The 5795-nt window shown below is 67.3% G+C and carries 6 protein-coding genes; 2 read left to right on the top strand and 4 right to left on the bottom strand.

Annotated features, from left to right (window positions below; genetic code table 11):
- The coding region (locus tag AC1DHD_RS13520) for a helix-turn-helix domain-containing protein (protein ID WP_476880209.1) at positions 1-259 on the top strand (259 nt) is incomplete at its 5' end.
- 100 nt (positions 260-359) lie between these two features.
- On the opposite strand, the gene AC1DHD_RS13515 is transcribed toward AC1DHD_RS13520, so the two are convergent.
- Both AC1DHD_RS13515 and AC1DHD_RS13510 read right to left on the bottom strand, forming a co-directional pair.
- The gene (locus AC1DHD_RS13515) at positions 360-2075 is read right to left on the bottom strand and encodes a phospholipase C (RefSeq protein ID WP_476880208.1); all 1716 of its coding nucleotides are present in this window, start codon (positions 2073-2075) and stop codon (positions 360-362) included.
- 32 nt (positions 2076-2107) lie between these two features.
- Positions 2108-3139, bottom strand: coding sequence for a DUF6454 family protein (locus tag AC1DHD_RS13510; protein ID WP_476880207.1), 1032 nt, complete (start codon positions 3137-3139; stop codon positions 2108-2110).
- Positions 3140-3267: 128 nt separating this feature from the next.
- Between AC1DHD_RS13510 and AC1DHD_RS13505 the strand changes: the two genes are divergently transcribed.
- On the top strand, positions 3268-3483 hold the full coding sequence (locus tag AC1DHD_RS13505; protein ID WP_476880206.1) for a hypothetical protein: 216 nt from the start codon (positions 3268-3270) through the stop codon (positions 3481-3483).
- A gap of 97 nt (positions 3484-3580) precedes the next feature.
- Here the strand turns inward: AC1DHD_RS13505 and AC1DHD_RS13500 are convergent, their stop codons facing one another.
- Positions 3581-3787 carry a hypothetical protein gene (locus AC1DHD_RS13500; protein ID WP_476880205.1) on the bottom strand — a complete coding sequence of 69 codons (207 nt, stop codon included), beginning with the start codon at positions 3785-3787 and terminating at the stop codon, positions 3581-3583.
- A gap of 322 nt (positions 3788-4109) precedes the next feature.
- Entirely contained in the window at positions 4110-5345 is a 1236-nt protein-coding gene (locus tag AC1DHD_RS13495; protein ID WP_476880204.1) for a chitinase, read from the bottom strand.
- Positions 5346-5795 lie beyond the last annotated feature (450 nt).

Genomic DNA, 5795 nt, shown 5'->3' with positions numbered 1-5795 from the left:
CAGTCTCTACAACGCGCGCTCGGCGGGGGTGCGGGCGTCCGCGCCGGGTCCCCGGCTCCAGCCGACCATGCAGAAAGCCCTCGACGCTGTCCGGGCTGCCGGTGCCCCCATCGGCGCGGCCGAAATCGCCGACCAGCTCGGTGTCAGCCGGCCGACGGCACAGCGCTACCTCAGCGCCCTCGAACGGAAGGGCCTCCTCCTGCTCGACCTCACGTACGGCGCCACCGGACGGCCGCTGAACTCCTACAGCGTGCCGTAGCCGCGGGGCCGGGCCCGTCGCTCGCGGTTCGCACTCCACACAGAAACGCCACCCGGCATCTGCCGGGTGGCGTTTCCGTGTGGGCGGTCAGGTGCCGGCGCTAGTTGCGGCGGCCGCCGTCGTCCTCTTTGGTGATGGAGGCAACCGCACCCGTTTGTTCGTTGAGCAGGACCTTGCCGGGACGCTGCTTGTGGAAGTCGAACATCGCGTTCACCGTGCCGGCGGCGGCGTCGGCGGAAGCGTCGCCGATCTGGCCGGTCTGCCAGTTCTCCTCGATGAAGCGCAGGATGGAGGCCTGGTCGGTCTGCGTGTGGTCAACGAAGTTCTTCTTGGCATACGGGGAAATGACCACCAGCGGCTGGCGCGGGCCGGGGCCGCAGCGGTCCGCGTAGCCGCCGGCCATGGGAACGCCGCTGGCAGCGGCCTTCTGGCACCATGCGGCGTCGTCGGCCGTGTCGGAGGAGTTTTTCACCTTGGCCGCAGCGTGGTCGTACCAGCCGTCCGAGTCGTCATAGGCGAGCACCACGGCGGTGTCCTCCCAGTTCTTGGATTTCTGGATCTSGTTSACGGTSTTGGTGAYGAASTTCTGCTCRTCGACCGGGTCCGAGTAGGCGGCGTGGCCGTCCTGGTACATGCCGGCCTTCAGGAAGGACACCGCGGGCATGTTGTCCGTGTTGACCACCTTGTTGAAGTCGGTGAGGTCGTACTGGTGGTTCGCCTGGCCGTTGTGGCCGATCTCCGCGTCCGACGCCGGGGCCAGGTGGTGCGGGTTGGCGGTCGAGGCGTAGTACTGGAACGGCTGGTGGTGGGGCGAGTAGTCCACCACGGACGCGCCGGCGGCGTTGGTGTGGCTGGACAGGCACGACGCCGGGGCCGTGCCGGTGGCCGGAGTGGTCGGGGTGAAGCCGCCCTGGAACCAGCCCCAGGACGTGCCCTTGGCGTTGAGCAAATCGCCGATGTTCTTGCCGCTCATGCCGGCCAGGTTATTGGTCTTGGCGTGGCTGCTGTTGGAGCAATCGTCATACACCGGATCGGGGTCGTTGATCACAGTGCCGACGCCGTTCGCGTCGGGCTGGCGCACGGCGCTGCTGCCGCCGGCCGGGGTGGCGACCGGCTGGCCCGCGGCTGTGAATTCCCGGGCTCCGTGCGTCTGCCCGGAGACCAGGTTCAGCGCGCCGGGGGTGGAGGGGCCAAAGACGGTGCTGAAGTGGCTGTCGCTCATGGCGTAGTTCTGGGCGTAGTTCCAGATACCGGTCACGGTGTTTCCGTCGTAGTAATCCATGGTGAGCCCGTTGCGGCCGTACTGGTTGGTGCCGCAGGCGTCCCGGCTGGTGTACTCGACGAACTTGTCCATCAGGCCGCCGTTGTACGCCTTCTGCTCGGCGCCGTAGTTGTGGTCCTGGTCGCAAGTGACCGCCTGGGCGGGGGAGAGGCGCGAGGGCTGGACCGCGTTGGGGTTGTTCGGCGCCAGGAGCCCGGCGGTGGCCAGCGTGTCGATCTTCTTGGGCGTGTTCTTGGCCGCGGTGAAGGCGGCTGCCTTCGTGCCGCTGCCCTGCTGGGTTTCGCCGGGGATGTTGGCGGCCTTCGGATAGGTGGCGAAGTAGTGGTCGAAGGAGACGTTCTCCTGGAAGATCACCACGACGTGCTTGATCGGGGTGGCCGTGGCGGCGTGGTCCTTGCCGCTGGCTGCGGCGGGGCCCGCGGCTGCGGGGCCGGCTCCGACCAGGCCGGCGGCCAGGGCTGAGGCCGCGAGGGCGGTGGCGCAGGCGGCGGAGGCGACGCGGCGCCGGGTGATGCGTGGGGCTGGACGAGACATGGGGGTATCCAATCGTTCCTGTGCTGGGGCCGTTACTTGGTGGCTGCCGCGGTGGGCGCGGTGGCTTCGTAGGTGAGGATTTCGGTGCCGTTGCCTTCATCGCCGTTATCGGGCGCCACCTTCAGGGTGAGGTGGTTGCCTTCGGCGGTGATTTTGAAGGGGTTCCGGGTGGCGACGTGGCCGGCAGTAGACCACTGCTGGAACGGCACGTCGCGGATCACGCTGCGGGACTTGAGGTCGATCATGGCCATCCCGCCGAGTTCGTAGGTGGCGCCGGTCCCGCCGGCCGCCGGTGTCTGCGGGAGGTTGGTGATGCCGCCGCAGAGCATCTTGGAGRCCGGCACGTACTGGCAGTCCTGGTAGTCGATGAAGTAGTCGGTGTTTTGCCACGTGGAGAGCTGGCGGCCGCGCAGGTCCCATTCGGCGAAGCGCCGCGAGCCCCAGGTGTTGCCAACGAGGTGGCCGGTCTGCTTGTCCATCACGATGCCGCCGAAGTGGTCGTTGACCTCGAACTGCTTGTGCACCGCGAGGGTGCTGGCGTCCACGCGGTAGACGATCGCGCTGCTGTTGGGACGGTACTGGGCCACCGGGACCCAGACGTTGGTGCCGTCGAAGTCGATGCCGCCGGGGTGGTACATGTCGCCCTCGCCCAGGATGATGTCCTTCTGCAGCTTTCCTGCTTTGTCCATCACGAACAGGTGGCCGATGCCCTTGCCGGGGGTGCGGTCGTAGCCGCCCTGCGGGGCCGGGAACTTTTTGGTCGGCTCGATGATCTGCACCGACGACAGGAAGATGTGGTCTTGGCTGAAGGCGATTCCCTCGGTGTGGTAGGTGGGGAAATCCAGCTTCAATTTGCTGGTTTGCTGCCAGTTGGTGGACCGGTCCACGCCGTTGAACGCCGCGGCCAGGGCGGAGTCCGTCCCGCGGGTGGGGGCGGCGCCGTTTCCGCCGTTCTGGCCGGTGGTGCCGGCGGCCTGGGCGGCAGCTGTGCCGCCGATTGCGGACGCTGCCAGGAGGATAGCGGCGGCGGCCGTGAGGATGCCTCGGGTGCGGGTCGCGCTCATGGGGGGAGCCTCTCAGGGGATGTCAAATAGGACCCGGCCAACTTACTGGCCGGTAATTAACCGGTTGTGGCTCCAAGATGAACAGCAGGGGACACTCTCCATGTGACGCAGCTCACATCTAATCGACCGTGACGTTTCCTCTCCCGGCCCCGTCTTACCTAAGGCCGGTTCAGCTCCAGCAGATCATTGCAGCGGTGGACCGCCTCACGGTGAAGGCCCGGATCGGCGTCGGGCTGACCCGCCCGGCCCCCGACGTCACCAGGGCAGTGGCCGGCGCAGTCCGGCAGTACCTCGGCCCGYGGCCGTGCACCGTGGAGATCACTGTGGTGCAGATCGGCGGCTAGGATCCCGGGGCTGCGAGGGTGCCGTGGGCGCCAGAAACGCGACGACGACGGCGGGAAGCTCCCGCCGTCGTCGTGGTGTTGCTGGGGGTTGGTGCCGTTAAGCGGAGGCCGAACCCAGATCGGCTGCGCCGTTGCTCAGGCTGAGCGTGAAGGTGTTCGGCCCGCTGGCGTGCACCGCGATGTTGGACTTCGCGGTGTTGTGGCGGACGGAGAGGTCGTGGATCAGGGTGTCCAGCTCGTGGTGCATCGTGGAGCGGTCCCAGAGCTTGTGGGTGACAGCGTGGGTGGCAGTTTCAAACGTCATTGTTCAGTGCTTCCATTCATGAATCCGGGTGTCCGGCTGCCGCACCGATGCGGAGCCGCCGTAGTCCACACCGGGAACGCCGGAGACCATGGGCAGCTCTATGAGCTCACCGGTTTGGYCTCGTTGCGTCCACCAGGATGGGCCCCCGCGGGCTTCGGGCGCGGGGCGTCGAAGCTCGTTTGGGGGCGGTGCGGGCCGGGAGCTCTCGCTTCCGGCTGCCTTTTTATGATGCACAGCGGGCGGCTGGCGACTCAAGCCGGAGGACGATTATTGCTGGTGAGACTGGTCACAGCCGGCCCGGATGCCGCCCCCCGACGGCCCGCTACTTGGCCGCGGGGGACTGGAGTTGGGCGGCGGTCAGCTTCATCCACGGCGAGTCCGGGGCGCCCTCAAGCATGGCCTGGGGGCTGTCCGACTGCGTCCACCATTTGGCCTCGAACGCGTAGCCGTCGAACAGGATCCGTGACCCGCGCTTGTAGACGGTGGCAGCAGACCACTCCGGGTAGGTGCCGGCGGCGACCGTGGTCCGGGGGCTGGGGCGGTCGCCGGGCAATACCGGGCCGATGAGCTTCCACGGGACCGTGGCGCCCTGGTCGACGGGGTTGTCCGGACTGTCGCCCTGCGTCCACCACTTGGCTTCGTAAACGTTGCCGTGCCACACCGTGCGGTCGCCGCCGACGTACCGTGCGGTCTCGCTCCACACGGGGTAGGGGCTGGTGGACGGGTCGTCGGTCGCCGTGGGGGTGGCGGAGGCGGCCGTCAGCTGCGGAACGGCCGATGCCGTGGGAATGACGTCGGCGCCCAGGACCGTGGCGAAAAGGGCGTCGCCCTGCTGGATGCCGCTGCAGCTGTCGGAAACCTTGGCGACGTCCGGGTAGTTGCTGCCGCAGGTCCGGTCGCGGTTGAGCGACCACATGGACACCCGGCCCACGCCCTTCGCTTTGGCGTAGGCATTCAGGGATGCGGCGTCGTCGAGCGTGAAAATTTCCCCGGGGACATCGTTCTGCCCAATCATCGGGGTGAGACCCAGCTTGCGCCAGGCGGTGTCGGTGCCCAGGTCCTCGCCGTTTTGCCGGAATAGTGCCTGCAGCTGCGTGTGGGTGGCTTCGGCCGCGGAGATGGAGGCCTGGGACATGGACTGGCCGGGCGCTTTACTCCCGCCAAAGTCCATCGTCATGATGTTCACCCCGGCCACGTCGACGCCGGCGCGGAGGGTCCGGGACACGAGGTCGCGGCCCGCCGCCGTCAGCCCCGCCGGGTCCGCGGGCAGGGTCAGCCACACCTCGAGGCTTTTCCCGCCGTTCCGGCGGTCCTGCTGGAGGGCCGCGACGGCCTTGCCGCGGCGGTCGATCGACGCGGTGTCCGCCAGGGCCGTGCCCTCGACGTCGAGGTCAATGGAGCGCAGGTCGTAGCGTTCCACCACGTCGCGGTAGGCGCCCGCGAGCCTGTCCGGATCGGTGCAGCCGACGGCCAGTTCGCTGTTGCTCTGCCCACCGAAGGACACGGAGACGGCGCCGCCGACCTGGCGGAGCCGGGCGATCCTGCGGTCCAGGTCCAAGTCGGATTCTGCCTGCGTGAGGCTGTATGCGGCCCCCCACGACGGCGAACAAGGGTCAGCTTTGTCCGAAACGATGAAGGAAAGAACGGCGCCCTTGGCTTCGGGGCTGCCCGGGGATTCGAACGCAAACCGCGGCGTGGCCGTSACGTCSACATARCCGGAGAAGACCGAMGGAATKGASGASGCCGCGTTKGCGTCCTGGAATGAGCGAAGGCCTAAATACGACCCGCCGGTGAGGGCGAGAAGAACAATTACCAGAATTCCGAGCCGCAATTTAGAGAGGCGGCGCCCGGGAAAGCGGTTCGACACAGATTTACCCCAATACTTGTCCAAGAGTCCTGCTCAACGCCCTGTGCGCGGAATTGCGGCCAAATATGTTGATTCCCGATATTAAGACGAAGCCGGGGTCACGATATGTGGGGTCGTGCGCTTATTATAGCGCTTATTATA

This window comes from Arthrobacter sp. 05L45_2 (genome assembly GCF_056397525.1).
Note: the sequence above shows the minus strand (reverse complement) of the source record. Positions and strands in the feature narration are given on the sequence as shown.